This is a genomic window from Pseudophaeobacter sp. A-200-2 (assembly GCF_041008815.1).
GTDB classification, from domain to species: domain Bacteria; phylum Pseudomonadota; class Alphaproteobacteria; order Rhodobacterales; family Rhodobacteraceae; genus Phycobacter; species Phycobacter gallaeciensis_A.
The window spans coordinates 147,323-170,663 of record NZ_JAXGFU010000005.1 but is presented as its reverse complement, the minus strand read 5'-3'; the positions used below and the strand labels follow the sequence as shown (position 1 = coordinate 170,663).

Sequence of the window (23,341 nt, the reverse complement as noted above, 5' to 3'; positions counted from 1 at the left end):
GCGATGGGCAAGGGTGGTGCCGTTGACGGGTCTTATCCATAACCTTCCCTCCGCCGGTGTTAGCCGGTTCAGGTTCAACGGGTGTGATCTCAGCGCCCTTGTGCGACGCACCCCGAGGTGAGCGGCAACCTAGGGCCCGGGGGCGGCAAAGACAAGGAAAGAGGGCGGCGGCGCGGATGTTTCGCGCGCGAAACAGGTGACCAGCGCCTTGCCGCAGCGTGCGCGGGACAGGCAACGCGGGCGCAATTGCACTTGAGCCACGCCCGCCCCGCCGCTAAGCACGGATCGCAAAGGAGACCGCCCCCATGTCGATGAACAGCTTTGGCCATCTTTTCCGCGTCACCACCTGGGGTGAAAGCCACGGTCCCGCGCTGGGCGCCACCGTCGATGGTTGCCCGCCGAACGTGCCGCTGGAGCCGGAGATGCTGCAACAGTGGCTGGACAAGCGCCGCCCCGGTCAGAACAAGAACATGACCCAGCGCAACGAACCGGATGCGGTGAAGATCCTGTCGGGCGTCTTTGAAGGAAAATCCACCGGCACGCCGATCCAGCTGATGATCGAGAACACCGACCAGCGCTCCAAGGATTACGGCGATATCGCCCAGACATTCCGCCCCGGTCATGCCGACATCACCTATTACCAGAAATACGGCAACCGCGATTATCGCGGCGGCGGGCGGTCCTCGGCGCGGGAAACGGCGGCCCGGGTTGCGGCGGGCGGTGTTGCGCGCGAGGCGATCAAGGCGCTGGCGCCGGGGCTTGAGATCAAGGGCTACATGGTCGCCATGGGCGAGATGGGCATCGACCGGGAACGGTTCGATTGGGACGCCATCGATCAGAACGATTTCTGGATCCCCGATGCGGGCGCGGTGAAGGATTGGGAAGACTACCTGCAGGCGCTGCGCAAGGCGCATGATTCCGTCGGCGCGGTGATCGAGGTGGTGGCGCGCGGCGTGCCCGCCGGGATCGGCGCGCCGGTCTATGGCAAGCTGGACACCGATCTGGCGGCGGCGATGATGTCGATCAACGCGGTCAAGGGGGTGGAGATCGGTGAAGGCATGAATGCCGCGCGTCTTAAAGGTTCGGAAAACGCCGATGAGATCTTCATGGGCAACGATGGTCAGCCGGTCTATTCCAGCAACCACGCAGGCGGCATCCTGGGCGGGATTTCCACCGGCCAAGATGTTGTCGTGCGGTTCGCGGTGAAGCCGACCTCGTCGATACTGACGCCGCGCCAGTCGATCCGCAAGGATGGCAGCCCAGCCGAGGTGATCACCAAGGGCCGCCATGACCCCTGTGTCGGTATCCGTGCGGTGCCGGTGGCTGAGGCGATGATGGCCTGTGTGATCCTGGATCACCTGCTGCTGCACCGCGGCCAGATCGGTGAGAACCAGGGGAAGATCGGCTAGGGGCCACAGAGCCATGGGCGCGATCCTGTCGATCACCTTTCCGATCTATGCGGCGCTGGGCCTTGGCTACGGGATCGTCTGGAAAGGCTGGTTCACCCCAGAGGATATGCGCCGGTTCGGGGCCTATGTGCTGAACATCGCCCTGCCGGCGCTGATCTTCTCCGCCGTGGCAGCGCGCAACCCGGCCGAAGTGTTCCAGCCCGGATATGTGCTGGCCTATGGTCTGGGCGGGGTCGCGACCATCGCGGTTTCCTTCGTGCTGTTCACCCTGCGCGGCGTGGATCCGCGTCGCCGGGCGCTGGGCGTGATGGGATCGACCTGTCCCAACAACGGCTTTGTCGGCTATCCGATCATGCTGTTGACCTTTCCGGATCTGGCCGGGGTGATCCTGGCGCTGAACCTGCTGGTCGAGAACCTGATCCTGATCCCCACGTGCCTGCTCTTGATGGAACTGGCGGGCAGCACGCCGGGCCAGCCCCTGCTGCCGAAACTGCGCGGTATCCTGTGGAACATGGCGAAGATGCCGATGCTGATTGCACTGGCGCTGGGGCTTGTGGTTTCGGCCTCTGGGTTTGCGCTGCCGGGGCCGTTCCTGCGTTTTGTCGATATGCTGGCGGCCTCGGCCGGGGCGCTGTCGCTGGTGGTGATTGGTGGATCGCTGGTGGGGTTGCCGATGCACGGCAATCGCAGTCTTGCGGCGCAGATCGCGGCGAGCAAGCTGCTGTTGCACCCGGCGCTGGTGGCGGGCGCGGCGGCGGTGCTGCTGTGGGCGGGTCTGGTGACGCTGCCGGAAGAGTTGCACAGCGCGGTGATCCTGTCGGCGGCGATGCCGATGTTTGGGATCTACACGGTGCTGGCCCAGCGGCAGGGGTTGGAGGGCGCGGCGAGCCTCGCTATGCTGACCGCCACGAGCCTCGCCTTTGTGACGCTGACCGCTCTGTTGTGGCTGCTGGTTTGATCTAAGTCTTTGGGGCAGGCGGAATACTCCCGCGCCCGCAGGGGGTCGGCTGCGCCAGCCCCCTTTGTGCGTCCTTGGGCCGGGCGCTGTCCTTTGGACAGCGCAAGTGAATCTGCTGAGAGGTCCATTGAGGGGCAGATCTGCCCTCAACGGACCTACACAAGGATCATACCCTCTGGCGCTGCCTCAAGGGTGAACCGCGCTGGCGCGCGGCCGCAGTGCGGCCCTTGACCCATCGCCAGAGAGTGGGGGCCGGAAGGGCAGGTCAGGAAGTGGGGATCGCGTAGCTGTTCACCGGGCGGGAGACATTGTGTAGTTCGACCTCGCCCAGGGGGATGGCATTGGAGGGGTCTTTGAGTACATCGGCGCTGACCACGATCTGGTGACCTTGCGTCTTGCCATATTCACCCAAGCGGGCGGCGACGTTGGCGGCGCGTCCGATGACGGTGAAATCGAGCCGTTCCTGCGAGCCGACGTTGCCATAGGTGACCGAACCATAGGCGAGGCCGGTGGCGCATTGCAGTGCCGCCAGCCCGGTGTCGCGCGCCAGTTCCGGCAGTGCATCGACGATGGCGCGGGCCGAGGCCAGTGCCTGGCTGCGGGCGCGGTAGCTTTTCTGCGGGTCGGCGGGGAAGACCGCCAGCACAGCGTCGCCGATGAATTTCAGCACCTCGCCGCCGTTGTCATGCACGATTGTAGAGGCGGTTTCAAAGAAGCCATTCAGCAGCTGGATATAGGCATCGCGGCCCAGGTCCTCTTCGAGCCGGGTGGAATTGCGCAGATCGCAGAACATGATGGCGGCGTCGATCTCATCTCCGTCGCCGCGGCGGATTTCACCGCCCAGGACCCGCGCGCCGGAGCGTTTGCCGACATAGGTTTCCAGCAGCGATTGCGCGTTTTCGCGCTGCATGAAGACCTCGTAGTAGCGGGCGATCACGGCGCTGCATTCAAATATCAGGCCCAGATTGGCGGTGGTGAACCCGTCGGGGTGATCGCTGGCCACGGTCATCACGTTGATGCGCCCGTCCGAGAACGGCAGCGGCATGGCGACGTAATCGGTGGCGCCTTCGCTGCGCAGGTCCTGAAGGATCGGGAAGGCATCGTCGGGCAGATCGCGGTGCAGCCGGTGGCGCACACCGCCAAGCCCCTGCGAGACGTGGCGCAGGGGGCTGTTCTGATACTGCGGTTTGCTGAGAAGGTCATAGCTGGGTGCGGTGACGATGATCTCTGGGGAGCGGCGTTTCCAGACGTAGTTCTTGCCCGCGATCATCGGGTGCAGGGACCAGGCCAGCACCGACAGCCGGGCCAGTTGCACGCCCTGTTCGCGCAGCTTTCCCGCCAGCGCCTCGGTAAAGCTTTCGGGTGTGTTCAGCATTGCCGCTTCGCGCAGCAGCCAGTCGATCAACGGGCCGGAGATATTGCCGGAATCAGGCGGGGTGAGCGTGTTCTCCCCCAGATCCAGCTGTGTTTCATCATCCTGCACGAAACCCACATGGCCGGTGATCCCGGCGGCCTCGGGCAGGGTGTTTTCGTAGATCCAGACCGCATTGTCGACGCGCTCGTCCTCAAGCTTCAGATCGTGATAGCAGGCGGTGCCTTTGAACGGGCAGAAGGTTTGAAGCGCCACCCGTTCGGACAGGGGCACCAGCACATCGTCGCGCGGGAAATAGACGGTGGGCGGCAGGCGGGTTTCATACATCACCTTTGCTGCGCTGCTTTCGGCGAGAAGGACACCGTTGCGGAACACCCGCACCGGACCGCTGAGCGGTTCGACCAGAATGCCGTATCCCCGGGCGGGGGGCTTAACGTGCACATTCATCCGGGCTGTCCTTTTTAAAAACCGATCTTTGGAGTTGGTCCTATATGGGGCGGGCTCTGCCGGGTTTCCAGATGCGAAACCGGCAGATGCCGCACAGGTGATGTGCAGGTTGCGCACGATGTCGGTGCTCTGTCGCGCATCATACCATGCGGATGACATCCTTGCTGATGGCGAGCACATAGCCGCGTTTGGCGATGTTCTTGACCAGAAGCTCGCTGATCATCTGGTTACCAAGGGTATCGCGCAGGCGTTTGATCCGGGTGGCGCCGGCGGCCTCGTCACAATCGCTGCTGTGACGGCCGGAAATCACCGCTTCGATTTCAGCGCCCGACAGGACATCATCATCCATCCGCGCCTCGGCCAGGGCCGCGAGGGTCTCGATCGCTGCCGGGGTCAGGCGGAAGCCCATGCTGTTGAGATAGACGGTGTTTTCCTCGCGGCTGATCAGCAGCTCGTTGACCTGAATGCCGGCGCGTTCAATCTGCGCCATCCGCCGGTTCAGGAGCAGCAGCATGGTCAGCACCACCAGCGCCGCCAGCATCATCGCAGCGGCAAAGACCAGCAGCACAAAGATCACCATACGGTAGCTGGCCAGCGTATCGGCAAAGGCGGTGCCGGACTGGGCGAGAATCTCCAGCAGCTTGATCTCGGCCTGGGTTGTCAGATCGTTTTCCACAAAGACCCGTTCGACACGGGCGTCAAAGGCGTTGGCATCGGGCAGGGTCAGCAGCAGCCAGGTGCCGGCAATCGCCAGCAGCGCCACGATGGCGACGATACCAAACGCGACCACCCGCCCGCCCGCAGCGCGCATTTCAGAAACGGAGGTAATAGGAGCCCGCATTGGCCTTCCTTTGTTGCAGGCCTTCGGGTCCAAAGACCGACAGCACGTTCAAGAGGGTCCATCCGGCAGGCGCCAGACGGGCCGTGATTTCCTTGCGGGCCGGGCCCTTCTTGCAGGGGCCGGACAGCTGGATGACGCCATAATGCAGTTTCAGCGGGTTGTCCTGCTTGGCCTTGTAATCGGCATAGCAATCGGCCGCCTGCGCCTGCGGCGCGCCCGCAGTCAGGGCAAGAGCCAGGAGGGGGATCAGGAGCATGTGTTTCATGAAGCAACCCTGCGCCTGATCGCGCCGATATTCAATAACAACAGCGTCTTGGCGGGGTTGATATCCGATATCAGGGGGGCGTTATTGCCTGTCCGGCGGCGTCAGAGCCAGGGTCGGATCACCGGCTTCTGGCCGCAACGAAACATTCAACGACATGCCGCCCTGCGCCCCTGATGAAAGGCTTTGATATGACATTCTCCGCTTCCGCCCGCCCCCGCCCCCTGGGCAAATCCCACCGCAAGTTCATCGCCTTGATTCTGTCGCTGTCGCTGGCCATCACCGGGATGTCCGCCGCGCCTGCCCGTGCCGACGAAGACGTGGCAAAGGTGCTGGCAGGGGTGGCTCTGCTTGGCATTCTGGGCGCGGCGATCAATGATACGCGGCATCGGGATCAGTACACTGCACCAGCAGCCACGCCGCCGCACGGACACGGGTATCCTCAGCACGGCGCGCACCCCCACCACGGTCGTCCGCATCACGGGTCGCGCCCGCTGCCGCCCCGGGTGGCGCGTTATGACCTTCCGGCGCAATGCGTGCGCTATTTCCCCCGCTACAGCCGCAGCCATACCTTGGTCGGGGAGAACTGCCTGAAGCGCCAATACCGGTACGAATCGGCGCTGCCGCAGGTCTGCCGGGTGACCTTCTGGAACGGGCACAAGCATCGCAGCGGTTACAAGCCGACCTGCCTGCAGAACCGAGGTTACCGGTTGGTGCGCCGGTGACGGGCAGGGCGGTGATATTTCCGCAACAGTAAGAGGCGATTTCAGAGGGGCATTGCCCCTCTTTTTCCTTTGGCCGGGCGTGACGGGATTGCAAAACTGCGCTGGTTTGGGTCTCTCGGATCCATGGACCAGCCAGATTACAGCCTTGAAGACGCCGCCCGCGCCCGCGGGTCCCTGATCATCGCCGGAGTGGATGAGGTGGGCCGGGGGCCATTGGCCGGACCGGTCACGGCAGCAGCCGTCATACTGACCCCTGAATGCATTCCCGAGGGGCTGAATGATTCCAAGAAACTGAGCCCGAAAAAACGCCAGGCGGTGGAGCAGGCGATCTTTGACAATGGGGTGGTTGCGATTGCCCATGCCACCGTTGAAGAGATTGATTCCCTTAATATTCTCCGCGCCTCGCATCTGGCGATGGAACGCGCCGTGGCAGCTCTGAACCCGCAGCCGGACTACCTGCTGATCGACGGGAACATGATCCCCAACGGGCTACAGATTCCGGCTGAAGCGGTGGTCAAGGGAGACGGCAAATCACTGTCGATCGCGGCGGCCTCGATCGTGGCCAAAGAGGCCCGGGATCGGATCATGGTGGATTTAGCGCAACAGTTTCCAGGATATGGATGGGAGAAAAACGCAGGCTACCCGTCGAAACAGCACCGCATGGCGCTGGAGGAATTGGGCGTCACCCCACATCATCGGAGATCCTTCAAGCCGGTCCACAAGATATTGTATCAAGAGTGAACCGTAGACTGCTGTTCTAAAAAACAAATTGACCTCGAATCCCGGATGACTCATCCTGTGGATAACCAAAATGAGCGCAAAAATGCGCCGTGGTTATTGAGGCAGAGCAAATGAACAAAACCATGACGAAGGGCGCCGCGGCGCTCCCTCTAAACGCGATTCTTGGTGGCAATTGCATCGAGGTCATGGCCGGACTCCCGGCAAATTCCGTCGATCTGATCTTCGCGGACCCCCCTTATAACCTGCAGCTGAAGGGCCAGCTTCACCGCCCCGACAACAGCAAGGTCGATGCGGTCGATGATCACTGGGATCAGTTCGACAGTTTCAAGGTCTATGACGATTTCACCCGCGCCTGGCTGCGCGAGGCGCGCCGGATCCTGAAGCCGAACGGCTCGATCTGGGTGATTGGCTCGTACCACAACATCTTCCGGGTCGGATCGGCGCTGCAGGACGAAGGCTACTGGATCCTGAATGATGTGATCTGGCGCAAATCCAACCCGATGCCGAACTTCCGCGGCAAGCGCTATACCAACGCCCACGAGACGATGATCTGGGCGTCGAAGTCGGAAGGCGCAAAATACACCTTCAACTACGAAGCGCTGAAGGCCTTGAACGAAGGCATCCAAATGCGCAGCGACTGGGTGCTGCCGATTTGCACCGGGCATGAGCGTCTGAAGAACGAGAATGGCGACAAGGCGCATCCGACGCAAAAGCCGGAATCGCTGCTGCACCGCATCCTGGTCGGCTCGACCAACCCGGGCGACGTGGTGCTTGATCCCTTCTTTGGCACTGGTACCACCGGTGCCGTGGCCAAGATGCTGGGCCGCGAGTTCATCGGGATCGAACAGGAAGAGGCCTACCGCGAGGTAGCAGCAAAACGCATCAAGGCAGTGCGCAAGTTCGACCGTGAAGCCCTGCAGGTTTCCGCCAGCAAACGCGCCGAACCGCGTGTTCCCTTTGGCCAACTGGTCGAACGCGGTATGCTGCGCCCCGGCGAAGAGCTGTTCTCGATGAACCAGCGCCACAAGGCCAAGGTGCGCGCCGATGGCACGCTGGTCGGCGGCGAGGTCAAAGGCTCGATCCATCAGGTCGGCGCCGCGCTGGAAGGCGCACCGTCCTGCAATGGATGGACCTACTGGTGCTTCCGCCGCGATGGCAAAACCGTTCCGATTGATGTTCTGCGTCAGCAGATCCGCGCGGAAATGCAGGCCTGATCTAACCGAGAAAACCAAACAACACCGCTGGTGCCTGTGCCCCGACCTTTGGTCAGGGGCGCGGGCACCTCACCTTGCCCCGCCGATCTGGCGGGGCTTTTTTGGTTCTACCTGCGGGATAGGGGGTGCGTCCCGCCGGGGTGATGCCTATGGTCGGATCGGGAACGAAGGAACGGACGATGGCGGATACGGCTCTGGGTGCGGCGCAGCAGATGCGCGCCGCTGAGACGGTCAATGCGGCGGATCCCGTGGGGGACAGCCAATACGCAGCGGCGGCGCTGGAGGCGCACAAGCGCGAGGGTCTGGAACTCGCGGTGCGGGCGCGCTGGATTGCGATGGCTGTCATCTCGGTCTTTCTGGTCGCCGTCAGCCCGACCTGGGATGTGCTCTATTACCATGGCATTCTGCTGCTGCTGTGCCTCAACGGCTGGCTGATCCAGCGCTATGGGCAGGTGGGGCGTTCCCGGGTCGAGCTGTTGCTGATCTTCATGGACCTCTTGATCATGACGGTGGGCATGGTGGCACCGAATCCCTTCAGCCCCAGTGATCTACCGCTGGCGATGCAGTACAGGATCGACAACTTCCTCTATTTCTTTGTGATCCTGGCGGGCGGGACACTGGCGTTTTCCTGGCGCACGGTGATCGCGATCGGGGTCTGGACCTCTGCGATGTGGGCCGCTGGACTGGGCCTGGCGTGGTGGTTTGCGGACCCATTTCCAGAACTGACCGCCGCCACGCAGGCCGCTTTTGGTCCCGGCACCGAATTAGCGGCGATCATGGATCCGAACAGTTTCAACATTCCCCTGCGCATTCAGGAGATCTTTGTCTTTCTTCTGGTGGCGGTGACGCTGGGGATTTCCGCGCGCCGGTTCAGCCGGTTGCTGATGGACAACGCGGGGCTTGAACGCGAACGGGCCAACCTGTCGCGTTATTTCTCGCCCAATGTGGTGGACCAGCTGTCGCAGAACGACGATCCGTTGAAGCAGGTGCGCAGCCAGGATGTGGGCGTGTTGTTCATCGACATCGTCGGCTTTACCCGGATGAGCGCGGGACAGGATCCCCACCGGGTGATCGAGTTGCTGCGGGCCTTTCATGCCCGGATGGAGCGCGAGGTTTTCCGTCATCGGGGGACGCTCGATAAATATCTGGGTGATGGGCTGATGGCGACCTTTGGTACCCCGATGGCTGGACCGCAGGATGCCACCGATACGCTGGCCTGTGCCATTGCGATGCAAGAGGCGCTGGCGGATTGGAACCGCGACCGCCGCCGCCGGGGAGAGCCGGAAATCTGCGCCGGTATCGGCATTCACTATGGCGAGACCGTGCTAGGGGATATCGGTGCGAACCGGCTGGAATATGCGGTGATCGGGACTGCGGTCAACGTGGCGGCACGGCTCGAAGAAATGACCCGCAGACTGCAGGCGCAGATCGTGATGAGTGATGATTTACGCGGGCAGGTCATGGCCGAGGGGCAGGCGCCGGAGCTTTTGAAAAAGTTCACCTGTCACGACGGACAGGATATCCGCGGTCTGGATCAGTCCATGCGCGTCTGGAGCGTGACCGCGACCTGTGGCTGACTCGGTCAAGCTACGCCAGCAGAGAAGAGCGTTTCAGGGCATTTTCGAACCGTTTAATGCGGACCCTTGGCGTAAGGCGGGGTGCATGCGGTATGCTGCTCTCTTTTTTAGATTTCAATAATCGAATTTATGGTGAATTAAAATCATTTCACCGCAAAGGTTTAGGTCGGTATTCTTGTAACTTTCACGCACGTCTTTAACTAGTCATCAAATGCTGCAAGGCAGAAAGATCACAAGTTTAACAAGGGTACGGGCGTCACATGTCATCCACAGATCATCAGAGTTTTTTCCAGTGGTTTTCTCTTGATACCGATAGCAAGGATCTGATCGCCCAGACCGAAAAACTGCTCGTGCCCCACCTCGGCCGGGTGCTGGAGCGGTTTTATGATCGCGTGCTGGAACGCGAGGAAACCCGCCGTTTCTTTGCCGATGACAAGGTGGTTGCCCACGCCAAAGCGGCCCAGAAGGCGCATTGGCAGCAGCTGTTCTCGGGGCGGTTCGATCAGGAGTATTTTGATTCCGCTGCTCGGGTCGGCAGGGTCCACTACGAGTTGCGCCTGCCTTTCATTCAGTATCTCGGCGGCTATTCCTCGGCCGGGGCTGATATGATGGATATCCTGGTGCGCAAGCGGATGACCAGCCGGGCGGTGCTGTCAAAACAGGTACAACTGGTGAACCGGTTGATGATGGCCGATTGCGAGCGGGTAATCGCCTCGTATTTCGAGGCGCAGCATGCCGAACACAGCAAGGCACTGGACGTGCTGACCACCGGTATTTTCGAGCTGGAGAAGGGCAACCTGACCAGGCCGATCCGACAAGAAGACGGGATTCCGGCGCGGTTCGACGGGATCCGAGAATCTTACAACAATCTGCTCGGCCGCTGGTCTGGGATCATTTCCGATGCCACAACACGCGCCAATTCGGTTGCCGACAAAATCAGCTCAACCTCGGAGCTGACACGGGAAATGGCAGAGCGCGCTGAACAGCAGGCGGCCACCCTGGAAGAGGCCGTCGCCGCCGTCAGCCATGTCTCCGCTGGCACCACCGAGGCCACCCATATGGTCGAGAAGGCCAGTCGACACTCGGACTTGAACCGCAAGGATGCCGAAGAAGGCGGTCTTGTGGTGGAGAGGGCCATCGAAGCGATGGAACGTATCGAAACGTCCTCGTCTAAAATCGCCAAAATCGTAGATGTGATCGAGGATATCAGTTTTCAGACCAACCTTCTGGCGCTGAACGCCGGGGTCGAGGCGGCTCGGGCCGGAGAGGCCGGGCGCGGATTTGCCGTGGTCGCCTCCGAGGTGCGCTCGCTTGCGGCGCGGGCGTCGGATTCCGCGAACGAGATCAAGGCCCTGATTGCCGAAAGCTCGATCCACGTCAACGATGGCAGCGATCTGGTTCGCGCCACGGGGCAAAGCCTGTCCGGCATTCGTCAAGGCGTGATCGACGTCTCGCAGTTGATGTCGGAAATCTCCGGCGTAATCTCTCGTCAATCGCTCAGCCTGCAGGAAATCGACAGCAGCATGAGCGATCTGGGCCAGACCACGCTGGATAACGCCACCCGGGCGGGTGCGGTTTATGAAACCACCTCGAAGCTTGCCGAGGATTCGGGTCGACTGAAGACCAGCATGGACGGGTTCAGCACGCTTGGGCTTCATGCGGTGGGCGGAGCCGAGGGCCGGATGGACCAGGAGTTCGAAGCCTACCTAGCCAATTCAGTAGACGGCACCGAAGCCAACGCCGCCTGAAAACCGGGTGCGCGGGCACGACCTGACCGCCGCTGACACTGGTCGGTGGCGGTGCCTGGTCTGACAAGTTGCCAACGCGAAACGGCAGAACATGGGCACCGAATACGGCGCTTTTCCAGTTCTGTGACCCGGACCCCAAACATGATCTTCCAATAGTTGATCACTGGCGACCCCGGCAGGATTCGAACCTGCAACCTGCCCCTTAGGAGGGGGCTGCTCTATCCAGTTGAGCCACGGGGCCGCGCGTTTCAGGCGATAGCAAATCACATCTGCCATCACAATGCTATGTGGCTGCGTGGTCGTATTTTTCAGATCCGGCAGGTCGGCGTGGTTGCCATTGTGTTGTCATCGCCGTCTGCGCTAACATCGCTCAGGAAACAATCAAAGAGGTCCACGCCCGTGACCACCGACAATAAGCGCCCGCTCACCCTTCGTGATGTCTCGGAAGCCACAGGTGTTTCGGAAATGACCGTCAGCCGGGTGCTGCGCAACCGGGGGGACGTGTCGGAAAAGACCCGCACCAAGGTTCTGACCGCGGCCAAGGAACTGGGCTATGTGCCCAACAAGATCGCCGGCGCGCTGGCGTCGAAACGGGTCAATCTGGTGGCGGTGATCATCCCCTCGTTGTCGAACATGGTCTTTCCCGAGGTGTTGACCGGGGTGAACAAGGTGCTGGAAAACACCGAGCTGCAGCCAGTCGTCGGGGTAACAGACTATCAACCGGAAAAAGAAGAAAAGGTTCTTTACGAGATGCTGTCCTGGCGGCCCTCGGGGGTGATCATTGCCGGGCTTGAACATACCGAGGCGGCGCGCGCCATGCTCAATGCCTCGGGCATTCCGGTGGTTGAGATCATGGATACCGATGGCAAGCCGGTGGATGCGATGGTCGGAATTTCGCACCGCCGCGCGGGCAGCGAGATGGCCAAGGCGATCCTCAAAGCCGGCTACCGTCACATCGGCTTCATGGGCACCAAGATGCCGCTGGACCACCGCGCCCGCAAACGCTTCGAAGGCTTTACCGAGGCGCTGGCCAAGGAAGGCGTCGAGATCGAAGATCGCGCCTTCTATTCTGGCGGCTCGGCGCTGGCCAAGGGGCGCGAGATGACGGCGGAAATGCTGGAACGCTCTCCGGATCTGGATTTCCTTTATTATTCCAATGACATGATTGGGGCCGGCGGGTTGCTGTATCTGCTGGAGCAGGGCATCGACGTGCCGGGGCAGATTGGTCTTGCGGGTTTCAACGGGGTTGAACTGTTGCAGGGGCTGCCGCGCAAGTTGGCCACCATGGATGCCTGCCGTCAGGAAATCGGGCGCAAGGCGGCGGAGATCATTGCGGCGCAGCTGGAAGATCCCGACGCCGAGATCGAACGCCACGTGACCCTGACCCCGACCATCGCCTATGGCGATACGCTGAAACGGCGCTGATGGCGCGGGCACGGCTGGGCAACCGGGCGGCGCGGCGGCTGTTCCTGGACCGGCACGCGCTGCTGGAGGCGCCGAGCGGCCCATCAAAGGGCGCTTACCTGCTGGATCTGATTTCGCGGCTCGGGTTTGTGCAGCTCGACAGTATCAACACGGTTGCGCGCGCGCATGATGTGATCCTCTATTCCCGCAGGCCCAGCTATCGCCCCACCCATCTGAGACGGCTGTACGAGGCCGACCGGGGACTGTTCGAACACTGGACCCATGATGCCGCGGTGATCCCGATGGCCTATTACACCCATTGGCATCTTAGGTTTCAGCGCGATGCCGATCTGCTGCGCAGCCGCTGGCGCAACTGGCGGCGGGACGGGTTCGAGGCGCAGTTTGCCACCGTGCTGGAACATATCCGCGATCACGGGGCGATCAGCTCATCGGATATCGGCAAGGACGAGAAGAAGGGATCGGGCGGCTGGTGGGATTGGCATCCCTCCAAGACCGCGCTGGAATACCTCTGGCGGTCCGGCGCGCTGACAGTGGTTGGGCGCGAGGGGTTTCAGAAGCGCTATGACCTGACCGAGCGGGTGATCGAGGAACACCTGCACCCGGGCGCCGCGCCTGTGGATGTGGCGGCGACGGTGGACTGGCTGTGCAATGGCGCGCTGGACCGCTTAGGTTTTGCCACCTCGGGGGAACTCGCGGCGTTCTGGGATACTGCCTCGGCCACTGAGGCAAAGGACTGGGCAGCGGCGCAGCTGCAATCCGGTGCCCTTGAGGAGATCGAGATCGAACAGGCCGATGGTGGCTGGCGCCGGGTGCTGGCGCGCCCGGGGACAGTGGAACAGGCCGAGGCGTTGGGTCCGGCGCCGGGGCGGATGCGGGTGCTGAGCCCCTTTGACCCGGCCCTGCGCGATCGCAAGCGGGCCGAACGCCTGTTCGGCTTTCACTATCGGATCGAGGTCTTCACCCCCGCACCCAAGCGCAAATACGGTTACTACGTCTTCCCGCTGATGGAGCGGGAGCGTCTGGTGGGGCGGATCGACATGAAAGCGGATCGCGGCGCGGGGCAGCTGAATATCACCGCCGTCTGGCCCGAGCGCGGGGTCAGCTGGTCAGCGCCGCGTATCGGCAGGCTGGAGGCGGAACTCGATAGGGTGGCGCGCTTCGCCGGGTTGCAAAACGTTGCCTTCGCCGATGATTGGTTGCGCGACCCGATATGAGACAAGCCTGCGGATGCAATCCGGATCAGCCGGTAAAGCCGCGCTCCCGGACCATGGTGATCAGGCTGGCCAGCGACTGATCCACGGTCTGATCCGAGGTGTCCAGTTGCGCCAGCGACCTGCCATACAGGGCCTCGCGGCTGGTCAGGATCGAGCGGAGCTGTTCCATCGCCTCGGGATTGCCCGCCATCGGGCGTTCATCGCCCTGCGCCCGCACCCGCGCCATATGTTCATCGGGCCGGGCCTTGATCCAGATGGTGTGAAAATGCGCCAGAACGTTGGTGTAGGTCTCCGGTTCGGCGACGATGCCGCCCGCGACGGCCAGGATCAGGCTGTCATGGGTTGCGATGATGCGGTTGATCGCCTGCGCCTCCAGTTGGCGGTAGCCTTCCTGGCCGTAAAGCGCCATCAGTTCGGACACCGGCATGCCGGACTGGCTTTCGATTTCGCTGTTCAGCTCGACAAAGGGAATGCCCAGCTCCTTGCCCGCCATGCTGCCAAGGGTCGATTTGCCTGCACCGCGCAGACCCACCAGACAGACGCGCCCGGCGCGCTGGGTTTCCGGCGTCTGCGGCGCCAAGAGGTCCAAAACCGCCTGCTGGGTGCTGCTGGTGGCGCCGCGATAAAGATCCGCCACCCGCACCGCGTCCGAGGTCCAGGGATCCTCTTCGCCGATCAGCCATTCGATGCGGTGATCCAGTGCCACGGCCACCCGTTGCAAGAGGCCGATGGAGATATTGCCCTCTCCGGCCTCCAGCTGCGCCAGATAGCGCGGCGACACACCCGAACGGTCCGATAGAACCCGGCGCGGAATACCCTTGCGCTCGCGTGCCTTGCGGACCCGTTCCCCCACGCGTGAAATCAGGGCGGGAACGACCTGGTCGATCTCGCTTTTGTCCTGCGCGGGCCGGGTTTCGCCCCGGAAATTGGTGATCTCACTCATGCGGCGCCGATATATGAAACATAATGCACAAACTTAAGGCGCTGCCGCATCCGGTTCAAATGAAAACCGGTGCGGGCGCGGCTGCGGAGTGCATTATCTTGCGGGACCCCACGTCAGTGGGGCGCGGGAAGGGGGAATGGGAACCTAGGCCGGGCGCAACCGGGGTTCGACCACGGCGCGGTAATCCGGGGGTGCCGCCTTGGCGGTGAAATTGGTCGGATCGATAAAGACGCAGGTAAAGGTGCCTTCGAAACACAAAACACCGTCCTGCCGCGCATCCACCCGGAAGGTGATCGATTTGGTGCCGAGCTTGCAGGGCCAGACCTCGCACATCAGCCGGTGGCGTGGGGTCACCGGCGAGCAGAAATCGATGTTCATGTTCACGAAGGGGGTGCCGGTACCGCGGTCCAGTTCCATCTGGAACCAGCCATCGCCATCCAGGTTATGTTCCCACCAGGCATCGATCGCCTCCAGCGCAAAGGCGGGCAGGCGGCCGGTATAGGCGATCTTGGCCGGATCGCAGTCGCCCCAGCCGACGCGGATTTCGTGCACGAAGTTCTCCGTCCCGGCGTCCTGTCCGGCGGGGGCGATCTGGTCTGTCATCTGGGTTTTGTCCTGCGGCTCAATAGGTTTCGACGTGGTAACGTCCGTCGGTGCGCATCTTATCGCGCAGTTCGGCCCAGTTCAAACCATGGGAGCGGGCAATATCACGCAAGGCTTCTTCGACGCCCTGCTCCATCGCCTTCAGCCCGCAGATGTAGATATGGCCCGCCGGGTTCTGCATCAGCGCGGCAACCCGGTCGGATTCCTCGCGCAGACGGTCCTGCACGTATTGCTTGGGCGCGTCCTCCTGCCGGGAAAAGGCAAAGAGCTTGGTCATGAACGTATCGGGGATCTTTTTTAGCGGGCCGAAGTAGGGCAGCTCACCCGGGCGGCGGGCGCCAAAGATCAGGGTCATCTTGCCGGTCTCATGCGGTGCCTCACGCAGGCGGCGCATGGTGAAGGCGCGGAAGGGGGCCGAGCCGGTGCCGGTGCAGATCATCATGATGTCAGCAGCCGGATCCGAGGGCAGCAGGAAGGTGGCGCCGAAGGGCCCTGTCACCTGTACCTCGTCGCCCGCAGCAAGATCGCAGACGTAGTTGGAGCACAGGCCCTGTTCCTCGCGTTTCACGGTCAGCGATATGTTGTGATAGCCGGGGCGTTCGCCGTCGCGCGGGCTGGAGACGGAATAAAGCCGCGGCAGATGCGATTTGCCTTCGGCGTCTGTGCCGGGGGGGATGATACCGATGCTTTGGCCTTCGAGCACCGGAAAGGGCAGGCCCGCCGGATCAAGGATGATGTGGCGCACATCGCTGTCGCTGTCCTTGTCGGTCAGCCGGTAATTGCCCTGCACCTTGACCCGGGCCGGCTTGCCGGGGGTGTACATGTTGATCACCGGCTTGCTGGCGCTCGCGGGGGCGGTTGCCTTGCCGCCCGCGCCGGCATGGGCATCGGCCAGCAGCGCCGCAACGGCATCGTCCATCGCCTCGATATCGCCGTCGGCAGCGTCGCCGCCGGAAATCTCTTCCTGCTCGGGTAGTTCCATCCATTCGAACTGCTCATCCACCGAATAGGGGGTGTTCACCACCCGCCATTCGTCGATTGAGCCGGTCGGGCAGACCGGGATGCAATCCATGCAGAAATTGCATTTCTCCGCGTCGACCACGACGTTCATGTCGTCATGTTCGATCGCCTCTTCGGGGCAGGTCATTTCGCAGGTGTAGCAGCGGATGCAGATCTCGGGATCGATCAGATGCTGTTTCAGCGGCGCGGTGGGGGCGTTTGTCATTCAGCTTCTCGGCGCTTTTTTGAGGATCGCATCGGGCACGGTCAGCGCATCGATCAGCTCGCGACACATGCCGACACAGTCGGAACAGCCCACACAGGGGCCTTTGAGGCCATTGATCTGAACCGACACACGGTTGGCATTGGGCGTTTCAGCTTGGCTGCGGGTGATGTCCATCTGGGGATCCTCCGGTCTGGCTATTGAATTCCGGCGCCTGCCGGTCAGTGTGACAGGCGCCGGCAAAGAGAGGGTTAAACCCTGCTTATGCCATGTGCAGTTTCACGTATTCGAAATCGCCCGGCTTGTTGTCGATGCCGACCTTGGGCGGCGAAATCCAGCTGGCGTATTTGCCCGGCTCGTAGACCGGTTTCATCAGCGACTGGATAAAGGCACCGTCTTCCTTGTTGGGCAGCCAGTCCTTGACCTTGGCGTCCCACTGCTCTTGCGAGATGATGTTGCCTTCGGGGTCGCAGCGCACTGCGGAGAACACGCCGATCTGGCGGTGGAAGCCTTCGTGCGGCAGCTTCATCTCGAATTCGATGCCGTGCTTTTCGATGATCTTGTTCCAGCGGCCCACGCCACCTGCGGCGTCTTTGACGTAGTCGTCGCGCAGACGCATGTTGATCGCGGTCAGGGCCGGCACTTCTTCGGCGACGATCTGACCATCCTTGACGGTGCGCACAACGTAGGTGTCGTTGGTCAGCTTGTGGTCGTCTTTCAGGCGCATTTCCATGTAACGCCCCTTGATGCCCGAGTTGAAGGCATTGGCGGCGTTGGTGGAAACTTCCTGACCAAAGAGATCCAGCGACAGCGTGTAGTGCAGGTTCAGCTTTTTCTGGATGGTGGGCAGGTCAATGACACCCAGGTCGCGGATCTTGTTGATGTCATAGGGGTCGGTGATCCCGGCCTTGTTCATCGCTTCGCAGGTGGCCTGAATGGTCCGGCCCACACCGGTTTCGCCCACGAACATGTGGTGCGCCTCTTCGGTCAGCATGAAGCGGCAGGTGCGCGACAGCGGATCAAAGCCCGATTGTGCCAGCGATTCCAGCTGCATCTTGCCGTCGCGGTCGGTGAAATAAGTGAACATGAAGAAGGACAGCCAGTCCGGTGTTTCCTCGTTAAAGGCACCCAGCATCCGCGGCGCCTCTTCGGAGCCGGAGGAGCGGATCAGCAGCTCGTTCGCTTCTTCGCGGCCATCGCGGCCAAAGTATTTCTGCAGCAGGTAGACCATCGCCCAGAGATGGCGGCCTTCCTCGACGTTGACCTGGAACAGGTTGCGCATGTCATAGAGCGACGGCGCGGTGAGGCCCAGGAACCGCTGCTGCTCGACCGAGCCCGGCTCGGTATCGCCCTGAATGACAATCAGGCGCTTCAGCATGTTGCGGTATTCGCCGGGAACCTCCTGCCAGGCCGGTTCGCCATAGTGTTCGCCCATCGGAATGGTGCGGCCTTCGACCTGCGGCGCCAGCAGCACGCCCCAGCGGTATTCCGGCATCTTCACGTAGTCGAATTTGGCCCAGCCTTTGGGGTCGACTGAAACCGCGGTGCGCAGGTAGACCATCGATTCCTGAAAGTTCTGCGGGATCAGGTCGTTCCACCAGTTGATGTAACCGGGGTGCCATTTTTCCAGCGCCTTCAGCACCTTCTTATCGCTGGACAGGCCAACGTTGTTGGGGATCTGGGTGTCGTAGCTGACATTGATGAGATCAAGCATATCGTTCCTCCGTCACGCGGCGCCGCCTTGGGCTACCGCTGTATTTCCTGGTTACACGCGTTCCATGTTGTATTCGCCGCGCTGGCCGGTGCCGTAGCGCTGCAGGGCGCCAGCGCTGCCCACCGCGTTGGGGCGCTGGAAGATCCAGTTCTGCCAGGCGGTCAGGCGGCCAAAGATACGGGTTTCCATCGTTTCGGGCCCGGCAAAGCGCAGGTTGGCCTCCATGCCGGTCATCGCATCGGGGCTGAAGCTGGCGCGTTCCTCAAGGAAGATGCGCACCTCGTCCTCCCAGTCGATATCGTCAAAGGCATAGGTCACAAGGCCCAGCTCTTCGGCCTGATCGGCCTCAAGCGGCTCACCGATATGATCGCGCAGCGCCTCGACCGACTCGGGGGTGCCGAGGAACCGGGTCTGAAGCCGCGTCAGGTCGTTGCCCATCGGATAGGTCCCAAAGTTCCCTTCGCTGAGCGTGATGGCGGCCAGCGGGCGATTGTCGCCTTCGAATTCCTCCAGCATCATGTAGGAGCGGTCGACGGCCCACAGCAGTTCCGCCAGCGGCCCGGCAAAGCAGGAGCCGTGTTCGACCACGGCCACCAGCGAGCGCGAGGTCATGTCGACGCGTTTCAGCAGGCGCTTCCAGTACATCAGGATTTCATTGGCCAGCCAGTGATCGCGGTTGTTCAGCAAGAGCGCCTCATGCGCCAACAGTTTTTCGGCGTCGCCCTGCGTCTGGAACACCACGGTGCCGACTTCGCGTTCATTGAGGCGCAGGTGCAGAATGGCATCGTCCAGCTCGCGCGCCAGACGCAGCAGGTAGGTCTGATCGCCTTCTGCCTGGAGCGCAGCGGTATCTGCCGGGGCATCGCCATCGGGGCCTTTTAGGGTCACGGTGGCGCGGCCGCCTTTGCGGTCGATTTCGACCTCGACCAGCGTATAGGTGATGGAATCCTCGCCAAAGCTGCGGGTGATCGGGCCAAGGGTGATGCCGGTCAGCCCGTCTGCCTTACTGCTGGCAGCAGCAAATTCCTGGGCGCGTTCGGCAACGGTGTCGGCGAATTTCGAATTCGGCACCACCTCGTCCACCAGACGCCAGTCGACGGCGCGCTGGCCTTTGACGCCTTCTTCGACCGAGCAGAAGATATCGGCCAGATCGCGGCGCACCTTGCGTTTGTCGGTGACACGGGTCAGCCCGCCGGTGCCGGGCAGAACCGCCAGCAGCGGCACTTCGGGCAGGGCGACAGAGGAGGCGCTGTCATTGGTCAGCATGATATAGTTGCAGGCGAGGGCCAGTTCATAGCCACCACCGGCGCAGGCGCCCTGAACGGCGGCAATGTACTTCTGACCCGAATCCGCCTCGGCGGCCTCGTAGGTGTTGCGGGTCTCGTTGGTGAATTTACAGAAGTTCACCTTGTGGGCGTGGCTGGCGCCGCCCAGCATACGGATATTGGCGCCGGCGCAGAACACCTTGTCCTTGCCCGAGCGCATGATCACCACCTTGACCTCGGGGTGTTCGAACCGCATCCGCTGCACGATGTCGGACAGCTCGATGTCGACGCCCAGATCGTAGGAATTGAGCTTCAGCTGGTAGCCGTCGAACAGCCCGCCGTCTTCGTCCACATCCATGTAGAGGTTTGCGATGGGGCCATCATACTCCACCCGCCAGTGGCGATACTTCGAAGGGTCGGTTTGAAAATCGATTGCCTGGGGCATGTCGCGCTCCTGAGTTCTGTTGTGAGTAACCTACCGCAGCTTTGCAGGCTGGCAAAGGAAAAGATGCATAATAATGCCTTCTTTCGGCATAATAATGCAGAATATTGCGGTGTGATTGCGGAATATCCGCTTTGACAATGCATTATAGTGCGCTTTTTATGGTATTCTCGGTCTGGCGGCGAAGGTCCAGCAGCTGCGCCCGAATCTGATCCTCCTGCAGGTCTGCGGTGATCCACAGCGCCCCTGGCAGGTCGGTCATCTGCGCGTCGGCGATATCGCAGAGCCGCTTCACCGCGCGCGGGCGCTGCATCTTCTGCTTCAGCGCTGCATTCGCGAGCTGGATCATCCCCTGCACTAGTCGTCGTTCGGCCGAGGGATCAGGCAGGGCCATCCAGACCGCTTCCCAGACCTCATGTGCTTCCCAGAAATAACCGGTCCGGAAATACTGACATCCGGCACGCCAGGCGTCTGACGCGAAAACAGCCCCAAGGGGCTGTTCCGGTCTTGCTGTCTCGCAGATCGCATCGAAGGTGCCTTCCGGATGCCGGGGCGTCTGGCCCGGGATATGGGCGTGCGGCGGATCCGGAAAACGGGCCATGTCAGGCGGTTTCGACCTCGGCGGCCTCGATCCGGGCCAGACGGCTGGTGAATTCGGCGACCGCGTCGATGACCTTTTGTGGCTGGTCCTGTTGTGGGCTGTGGCGACAATCCTCCAGCACCAGCATATCGCAGGGGCAATAGGTGCGTTCCTCGATCACCTCGACCTGGGCGAGGGTGCCGTATTGGTCCTCGCGGCCCTGAATGGCCAGAACCGGCACCCGCAGATAGTCGATCACATCTGCTACGTCCCAGTCCCGGAAACCTTCGTCGAGCCAGACATCGTTCCAGCCGCGGAAGGCGCCTTCGGGGTCCTTGTGGTATTTCGCCAGCTTTTCCTTCAGATCGCCGCTGTCATAGGCCTCTTTCGCCTTGGCGATTTCCGCAAGCCCGCCCGGTTCGGTGAAGAAATGCGGGGCCATCAGGATCAGCCCGCGCACCCGGTGGTCCAGCACGCTGCCGCCGTATATCGCCGCGATAGTGGCGCCGTCGCTGTGGCCCATCAGCACGCCATGCTCCAGACCGATGGTATCCAGCAGCCCGGGCAGCACGTCCTTTGCCTCGCGGGTCATGAAATCGAGCGGCCGGGGCAGGGTCACGGGATCGGACTGGCCATAGCCCTGACGGGAATAGACAAAGACGCCCCAACCGGTGGCCGCAGCCAGTTTTTCGGGGAAATCGCGCCACAGCGCCACGCAGCCCAGCCCTTCGTGCAGCAGCACAAGGGTTGGCGCCTGATCCGGCGCGGGCCCATGGCAGGCATATTCCAGATTGGCACCGCCTGCCGTGACCGTGCCACTTCCACCCCATTCAAACGCCATCATGCATCCTCCCGCAATTTGAAGCGCTGGATCTTGCCGGTTGCCGTCTTGGGCAGGTCGTCGGCATAGACGATCCAGCGCGGATATTTCCACTTGCCGACCTTTTCCTTCACAAACGCCTTGAGATCGGCGGTCAGGGCGTCGTTCCCGGTCCCGTCCTTCAGCACGATATGGGCCTTGGGTTTTTCCAGACCTTCTTCGTCGCGGGCGGGCACAACGGCGGCCTCCAGCACGGCGGGATGGGCGACCAGCGCCTGTTCCAGCTCAAACGGAGACAGCCAGATCCCGGAGACCTTGAACATATCGTCGGTACGGCCACAGTAGATGAAACGCCCGTCCTCGCCACGTTCGTATTTGTCGCCGGTGCGGGTCCATTCGCCTTCGAAGGTACTGCGGCTCTTGCCTCGCTGGTTCCAGTATCCTTCGGCGGCCGAGGCACCGCGCACCAGAAGTTCGCCGATGCCGCCTGCGGGCACCTCCTCGTCGTTCTCGTCCACCAGCCGCAGTTCGTACCCCGGCACCGCCACGCCTGAGGTGCCATAGACCACATCGCCCGGCGCATTCGACAGGAAGATATGCAGCATCTCGGTCGAGCCGACACCATCGAGGATTTCGACGCCCCATATGTCTTCCCATTTGCGGCCGACCTCTTCGGGCAGGGCCTCACCTGCGGAAATGCAGCGGCGCAGGGGCGCATCAGGTTTCTCGGCGGTTTCCAGCGCCGCAACCGTGGCCGCATAAAGCGTCGGCACACCGCAATAGAGGGTTGGTTTTTCTGTATCGAGGATCGACAGCACCGAGTCCGGTGTCGGACGGCCATCGAACAGGATGGTGGTGGCGCCCGCCGACAGCGGGAAGGTCATGCCATTGCCCAGCCCATAGGCGAAGAACAGTTTTGCCGCCGAGAAGATTACATCGTCCTCGGCCACCTGAAGCACCTGCGCGCCATAGGTGTCGGCGGTGGCAGCCAGCGCCCCATGCACATGGCGCACGCCCTTGGGTTGCCCGGTGGAGCCAGAGGAATATAGCCAAAAGGCGGTTTCATCGGGGCAGCAGGCCACGGCCTCCATCGGCTCTGCCCCGGCAAGGAAATCCTCAAAACTGTCGCAGCCCTCCGGCGTTTCGCCGCCGATCACCACGACGCGCTGCAGATCCGGGCAGGCAGCGACGGCGGGCTCTACCACCGGCCAGAGTTCGGCGCTGACAAACAGGATGGTGGCGCGGCTGTCTTTCAGGATGACCTCGTAAACCGAGGTGGACAGCAGGGTGTTGAGCGGCACCGGCACGACACCGGCCTTAAGCGCGCCCCAGAAGATCTGCGGGAATTCGATCTGATCCAGCACCAGCATGGCGGCGCGGGATTCGCGGGCTATGCCCGCCCGGCGCAGGGCGCCTGCCATCCGGTCCGAGCTTTCGGCCAGATCGCCATAGGTAAGCTGCCGCTGCGCGCCGGCGGCCTCTCGGAAGGCCACCTTGTCCGGGCGCTCGCTCCGGTGGCGATCCACAAAATATCCTGCCGCATTGCCGCTGGGTGTCATCCTCGCTCCTCCCTGATGTGCCGCGGAAGGCGCGGGGCGCTCCGGCGGCCTGCGCGGCCCTCCCCGGCGGCGCAGTCTTGATCTGGGACGGATTAATGCACCGGTCGCAAAATAATGCAACATATCGCTGCAATAAATTGCACTATTTTGCACATATTTCCGCCGATGCAGGTGCGAGGCGGGCCGGTCTGGTGGCTCGCAGACAAAAAATCCCCCCGCCAGAGGTCTGACGGGGGGGATCAATTGCAGGGGTCGTCGGA

General features: G+C 62.2%; 21 protein-coding genes, 1 tRNA gene and 1 riboswitch. Of the genes, 9 read left to right on the top strand and 13 right to left on the bottom strand.

The window, feature by feature from the left end; genetic code table 11:
- Positions 1-28: 28 nt before the first annotated feature.
- A riboswitch (TPP riboswitch) is annotated at positions 29-125 on the bottom strand.
- 180 nt (positions 126-305) lie between these two features.
- Both aroC and SM766_RS09600 read left to right on the top strand, forming a co-directional pair.
- Complete coding sequence (gene aroC, locus SM766_RS09605) at positions 306-1,409, top strand: chorismate synthase (protein WP_274829928.1); 1,104 nt, start codon at positions 306-308, stop codon at positions 1,407-1,409.
- Between the two features lie 13 nt (positions 1,410-1,422).
- A complete protein-coding gene (locus tag SM766_RS09600) occupies positions 1,423-2,367 on the top strand; it encodes an AEC family transporter (RefSeq protein WP_368947632.1) in 945 nt (314 codons plus the stop codon).
- Positions 2,368-2,632: 265 nt separating this feature from the next.
- Here SM766_RS09600 and SM766_RS09595 read toward each other — a convergent pair whose 3' ends face one another.
- From SM766_RS09595 to SM766_RS09585, 3 genes are all read right to left on the bottom strand, one after another.
- A complete protein-coding gene (locus SM766_RS09595; RefSeq protein ID WP_368947631.1) occupies positions 2,633-4,186 on the bottom strand; it encodes a DUF427 domain-containing protein in 1,554 nt (517 codons plus the stop codon).
- Positions 4,187-4,325: 139 nt separating this feature from the next.
- Positions 4,326-5,027 carry a winged helix-turn-helix domain-containing protein gene (locus tag SM766_RS09590; protein WP_368947630.1) on the bottom strand — a complete coding sequence of 234 codons (702 nt, stop codon included), beginning with the start codon at positions 5,025-5,027 and terminating at the stop codon, positions 4,326-4,328.
- A complete protein-coding gene (locus SM766_RS09585; protein ID WP_274833117.1) occupies positions 4,999-5,292 on the bottom strand; it encodes a hypothetical protein in 294 nt (97 codons plus the stop codon). The genes SM766_RS09590 and SM766_RS09585 overlap by 29 nt, the downstream gene beginning before the upstream one ends.
- A gap of 188 nt (positions 5,293-5,480) precedes the next feature.
- Between SM766_RS09585 and SM766_RS09580 the strand changes: the two genes are divergently transcribed.
- The 5 genes from SM766_RS09580 (at position 5,481) to SM766_RS09560 (ending at position 11,294) form a co-directional block, all read left to right on the top strand.
- Entirely contained in the window at positions 5,481-6,014 is a 534-nt protein-coding gene (locus SM766_RS09580) for a hypothetical protein (protein ID WP_368947629.1), read from the top strand.
- A 123-nt stretch (positions 6,015-6,137) separates the two neighbouring features.
- Positions 6,138-6,755 carry a ribonuclease HII gene (gene rnhB / locus SM766_RS09575; protein WP_368947628.1) on the top strand — a complete coding sequence of 206 codons (618 nt, stop codon included), beginning with the start codon at positions 6,138-6,140 and terminating at the stop codon, positions 6,753-6,755.
- A gap of 110 nt (positions 6,756-6,865) precedes the next feature.
- Positions 6,866-7,969 carry a site-specific DNA-methyltransferase gene (locus SM766_RS09570; RefSeq protein WP_065271899.1) on the top strand — a complete coding sequence of 368 codons (1,104 nt, stop codon included), beginning with the start codon at positions 6,866-6,868 and terminating at the stop codon, positions 7,967-7,969.
- Between the two features lie 179 nt (positions 7,970-8,148).
- Positions 8,149-9,546: an adenylate/guanylate cyclase domain-containing protein gene (locus tag SM766_RS09565; RefSeq protein WP_490363351.1), complete on the top strand. Its 1,398-nt coding sequence runs from the start codon at positions 8,149-8,151 to the stop codon at positions 9,544-9,546.
- A 260-nt stretch (positions 9,547-9,806) separates the two neighbouring features.
- Positions 9,807-11,294: a methyl-accepting chemotaxis protein gene (locus SM766_RS09560; protein WP_368947627.1), complete on the top strand. Its 1,488-nt coding sequence runs from the start codon at positions 9,807-9,809 to the stop codon at positions 11,292-11,294.
- A 164-nt stretch (positions 11,295-11,458) separates the two neighbouring features.
- On the opposite strand, the gene SM766_RS09555 is transcribed toward SM766_RS09560, so the two are convergent.
- Positions 11,459-11,535: transfer RNA gene (locus SM766_RS09555), tRNA-Arg, on the bottom strand.
- A 158-nt stretch (positions 11,536-11,693) separates the two neighbouring features.
- On the opposite strand from SM766_RS09555, the gene SM766_RS09550 reads away from it, so the two are divergent.
- Entirely contained in the window at positions 11,694-12,719 is a 1,026-nt protein-coding gene (locus SM766_RS09550; RefSeq protein WP_065271896.1) for a LacI family DNA-binding transcriptional regulator, read from the top strand.
- A complete protein-coding gene (locus tag SM766_RS09545) occupies positions 12,719-13,933 on the top strand; it encodes a winged helix-turn-helix domain-containing protein (protein ID WP_368947626.1) in 1,215 nt (404 codons plus the stop codon). Before SM766_RS09550 ends, SM766_RS09545 begins: the two co-directional genes overlap by 1 nt.
- Before the next feature lie 25 nt (positions 13,934-13,958).
- Here the strand turns inward: SM766_RS09545 and SM766_RS09540 are convergent, their stop codons facing one another.
- From SM766_RS09540 to SM766_RS09500, 9 genes are all read right to left on the bottom strand, one after another.
- Complete coding sequence (locus SM766_RS09540; protein ID WP_274835224.1) at positions 13,959-14,876, bottom strand: helix-turn-helix transcriptional regulator; 918 nt, start codon at positions 14,874-14,876, stop codon at positions 13,959-13,961.
- A gap of 144 nt (positions 14,877-15,020) precedes the next feature.
- Entirely contained in the window at positions 15,021-15,479 is a 459-nt protein-coding gene (locus tag SM766_RS09535; protein WP_368947625.1) for an acyl-CoA thioesterase, read from the bottom strand.
- A 19-nt stretch (positions 15,480-15,498) separates the two neighbouring features.
- Positions 15,499-16,704 carry a benzoyl-CoA 2,3-epoxidase subunit BoxA gene (boxA, locus tag SM766_RS09530; protein ID WP_368947624.1) on the bottom strand — a complete coding sequence of 402 codons (1,206 nt, stop codon included), beginning with the start codon at positions 16,702-16,704 and terminating at the stop codon, positions 15,499-15,501.
- Positions 16,705-16,878 carry a hypothetical protein gene (locus tag SM766_RS09525; RefSeq protein WP_165832684.1) on the bottom strand — a complete coding sequence of 58 codons (174 nt, stop codon included), beginning with the start codon at positions 16,876-16,878 and terminating at the stop codon, positions 16,705-16,707.
- Positions 16,879-16,963: 85 nt separating this feature from the next.
- Positions 16,964-18,415: a benzoyl-CoA 2,3-epoxidase subunit BoxB gene (gene boxB / locus SM766_RS09520; RefSeq protein WP_065271891.1), complete on the bottom strand. Its 1,452-nt coding sequence runs from the start codon at positions 18,413-18,415 to the stop codon at positions 16,964-16,966.
- A 51-nt stretch (positions 18,416-18,466) separates the two neighbouring features.
- Entirely contained in the window at positions 18,467-20,125 is a 1,659-nt protein-coding gene (gene boxC / locus SM766_RS09515) for a 2,3-epoxybenzoyl-CoA dihydrolase (RefSeq protein ID WP_368947623.1), read from the bottom strand.
- Between the two features lie 142 nt (positions 20,126-20,267).
- The gene (locus tag SM766_RS09510) at positions 20,268-20,723 is read right to left on the bottom strand and encodes a DUF309 domain-containing protein (protein WP_368947622.1); all 456 of its coding nucleotides are present in this window, start codon (positions 20,721-20,723) and stop codon (positions 20,268-20,270) included.
- Between the two features lies 1 nt (position 20,724).
- Positions 20,725-21,546 (bottom strand): alpha/beta fold hydrolase, encoded by an 822-nt coding sequence (locus tag SM766_RS09505; RefSeq protein WP_342455901.1) that lies wholly within the window; start codon positions 21,544-21,546, stop codon positions 20,725-20,727.
- The gene (locus tag SM766_RS09500) at positions 21,543-23,081 is read right to left on the bottom strand and encodes a benzoate-CoA ligase family protein (protein ID WP_368947621.1); all 1,539 of its coding nucleotides are present in this window, start codon (positions 23,079-23,081) and stop codon (positions 21,543-21,545) included. Before SM766_RS09500 ends, SM766_RS09505 begins: the two co-directional genes overlap by 4 nt.
- Positions 23,082-23,341 lie beyond the last annotated feature (260 nt).